Annotated in this window: 3 protein-coding genes; all 3 read left to right on the forward strand. The window is 35.7% G+C overall.

Annotated elements, in window-relative coordinates:
* Nucleotides 1–366: 366 nt before the first annotated feature.
* The 3 genes from FEM55_RS07380 to FEM55_RS07390 all read left to right on the forward strand — a co-directional run bounded on the left by FEM55_RS07380 (nucleotide 367) and on the right by FEM55_RS07390 (nucleotide 2,940).
* A complete protein-coding gene (locus FEM55_RS07380) occupies nucleotides 367–882 on the forward strand; it encodes a restriction endonuclease (RefSeq protein ID WP_138280705.1) in 516 nt (171 codons plus the stop codon).
* Nucleotides 883–1,172: 290 nt separating this feature from the next.
* A complete protein-coding gene (locus FEM55_RS07385; RefSeq protein WP_138280706.1) occupies nucleotides 1,173–2,138 on the forward strand; it encodes a thymidylate synthase in 966 nt (321 codons plus the stop codon).
* A 1-nt stretch (nucleotide 2,139) separates the two neighbouring features.
* Nucleotides 2,140–2,940 (forward strand): hypothetical protein, encoded by an 801-nt coding sequence (locus FEM55_RS07390; RefSeq protein ID WP_138280707.1) that lies wholly within the window; start codon nucleotides 2,140–2,142, stop codon nucleotides 2,938–2,940.
* The last annotated feature ends 138 nt before the right edge of the window (nucleotides 2,941–3,078 follow it).

A 3,078-nucleotide genomic window follows, 5' to 3' on the forward strand; every position in this document is an offset into this window, starting at 1 on the left:
AATAGCCACTCTCGCCTTAAATGATGAATCAAATTTTCTACGCATCTTTTTCATTATTTTATCCTTGTTTAAGTTACTAAGTTTTAACTAAACAAGTGGTCTGAATTTGTAGAGGTATTATAGTTGGTATTAATTTCAATAAATTATTACCTTAACACAAGCCCAAAAGATATAAAGATTTTCTCCTTAAAAATTGGTCAGTTCCTTTTGCAACTGCGTCTGTTTGTATACTTGTAGTATTATCTATTTTTTCAACATGAAAATCCCAAAATGGAAAGCATATCAAAACCAGGTGGGAGATTTTTTTAAGAAACTTGGCCTTACGTCATTTGTTGAGCATAAAGTTGATGGGGTAAGAGGAAAAATTTGGTAGACGTCTATGTAGAAGGGAATATTCACGGTATCTACTTTATGTGGATAGTTGAATGCAAAGCATGGAACAGCAATGTGCCAAAGGAGAAAGTTTTGGCTCTTCAATCTATAATAACTGACGTTGGTGCAGACAGAGGATTTCTTTTATCTGAGAAGGGCTTTCAATCTGGTGCGTTGCGGATAGCTGAGAAGGCAAATATTACGCTTACGAGTTTATATGATTTAGGCCAAACCATACAAACAGATTCTGTAATCGGTAGGATAAGCTGGCGAGTGGAAAAAGCTACCCTGAGACTAAGAAAGCTAAAAAAAGACAATTTTAAAAACCATTATATTCCTCCTATGACTGCTATAATGGGAGAGTTATTCATCCTTCAAAATATTCTCGGGGAAGCATTAGATCATGAATATCCCATTCAGTACAGCCATGGTCAATTTTTAAATTCTTTCGAGGAATTTGTGAAGTATGCAGACGACATATTGCTTAGAGCAGAGTCTTGGACGTTATAAATTCATTATATTTTATTGAGATAAGTCCTTTTAGATAAATGAGTGTGTCGTAGAAATTATTGAAAGGGTAAAAGTGATCAGTTTATGAACTCCATTTAAAATGTCTTTTAGCACAAATGAACTTACTCTTACATTGTATCTTTTGGTCAAATCACATAAAATATGTGCTCGTTCACCAAATTTTGTCTAACGTCTCAGTTATAATAGGATGGTTGAATTTTCAAACTACTCGGATAGATTCCGCCTAATGGAAGCACGTAAATGATTTGCTATGAAAAAATCATAAAGGGATGTATTTAAAACATGATAATATCGACGACTTGTTGAGAGAAGTCTATTCTGAGCTCCTAAAAAAAGAATTTGATGTTTTTACTACTCGCAGCAAGACATGTGAAATACTTGGAGCAGTTTTATGTCTTGAAAATCCACGTGCGCGGCTCAGTAGAACCGAATCGCGAGGGCTACCATTTAGTGCCTTGGGTGAATTTCTGTGGTATATGAAGGGTGACAATACCTTGGAATTCATTGAATATTTTATCCCCCTTTATGAAAAAGAAAGTGAAGACGGAAAAATATTTGGGGGATATGGTCCAAGAATATTTAACATGCGAGGTATAAATCAGATCGACAATGTAGCGAATCTTCTCCACTCTAGACCAACTTCTCGAAGAGCCGTTATTCAACTTTTCAATGCTGAGGATATCCATGTGATTGATCGCAAGGAAGTGCCATGTACATGTACTCTGCAATTTTTTATAAGAAAGGATAGACTTGATATGATTACTCATATGAGGTCCAATGATGCATTCAAAGGGCTGCCACATGATATTTTTGCCTTCACAATGCTTCAAGAATTTCTAGCGTCGAGACTGACGGTCGGCTTAGGAACCTACATGCACATGGTGGGAAGCCTTCACTTATATGAAGTAGACGCTGATCAAGCGACCAAATATTTATCACTTGGATTTCAAAGTAGGCAAAATTATATGCCCAGCATGCCAACAAGTGACAATACAAAAGATATTTCCTACCTTTTAGATATTGAAGCAAAGGTACGAAAACGCCTTCCGGTATCATTTGAGATCAGTAATTTGTCTCCTTATTGGGCAGATTTGGGAAGGTTACTTTGTATATACCGACTAGCGAAAGATGGTAATGTTAATGAAATAGCGACGTTGAGAGGAGCAATGGATTCAAAAGTGTATGATACTTACATTGAGAAGCGTTTGGCTAACTTGCAGAAAAAATCCATATAGAATGATAGCCGAACTATCTAAATTAGTAAACCAAATACACAATCCTATCTTATCAGAATCTTATGTTATACAGTGGGGAGCTCCAATTCCATCATTCGGAGATTGGACTTCTGCAAAAATAGCAACGGTTGGCATTAACCCTAGTAATAGAGAATTTGTTAAAGGTAGTGGCGCAGAATTAGAAGGTAGTGAGAGAAGATTCCATACTTTGAAATCATTATCATTGACAGATTGGTCTGAGGCAAGTTCAACACACCTTAATTCTATAGTTAGCACATGCAAGGAATATTTTAAGAGCAATCCATATGATAGCTGGTTTAAAAAGTTAGATTTTCTTCTATCTGGAACTGAATATTCTTACTATTTTCCTTCGTATTTAGCATGCCACCTGGATTTGGTACCTTACGCCACTAGTTGTAAATGGGGAAACTTATCTATTAAAGAAAAGACAAACCTACTATCATACACTGGTGATATTTTAGGGCATATTATTAATGAATCCTCAATTCTAATTTTAGTATTAAATGGAAAATCAGTGGTCGATAATTTTGAAAAATTAGCTGATTTAAAGTTAGATAGACAAATTATATCAAGTTGGACCTTACCCCGTAAAACCTCAACCGGAGTAGTTGGTTATGGCTATCAGGGACATGTCAAGGAGATTGGTGGAGTGAGACTTAATAGATCAATCCCTGTAATTGGATATAATCATAATATTCAAAGCAGTTTTGGCGTAACAAATGAGGTGTTAATTGAGATTAAAAAATGGATTGCAAGTAAAGTTGATGAAATTGTCAGATGAGATATAGAGACCTATGATACCTCGATTATGTTAGACCACTAATTTAGGTTTGTTAGTTGTTTTAGGCGCACATTTCAAACAGCTCTGCAGGCTTTTTTCGATCTATTCCCTGGTGCGCTCTGAAATGATATCTATCCA

Source organism: Dyadobacter sediminis (assembly GCF_005860765.1).
GTDB lineage: Bacteria > Bacteroidota > Bacteroidia > Cytophagales > Spirosomataceae > Dyadobacter > Dyadobacter sediminis.